Here is a 278-nt window from a genome sequence, read left to right on the forward strand (position 1 = left end):
CGCTTTATGGATGACAGTCAGTGCTTATGTGTTGGAGAATCGCAGCTTTGCCTTGGGTGGTTTGAAAATACTCCTGCTGCCGCCAGCTATGCTTGCGGTCAGTCTGACCGCCTTGTTTCCGGGCAGCCTGATTCCGTTGGCCGGAAAAACCCAGATGTTTCCGTGGCATGTAGCCATTGCTTTGCTGGCCTACAGCACGCTGACCATCGCTGCGTTTCATGCTGCGATCATGAGCTTGCAGGATAAGCATTTGCACAAACTTCGTGCGCAGCCTGTCA

The 278-nt window shown here is 53.2% G+C and carries 1 pseudogene; it reads left to right on the forward strand.

The window, feature by feature from the left end:
• Positions 1-278 (forward strand): annotated as a pseudogene (locus KDM89_RS22215) (inner membrane protein YpjD); the annotation flags it as partial.

Source organism: Cognatundibacterium luofuense (genome assembly GCF_018139685.1).
GTDB lineage: Bacteria > Pseudomonadota > Gammaproteobacteria > Burkholderiales > Burkholderiaceae_D > Undibacterium > Undibacterium luofuense.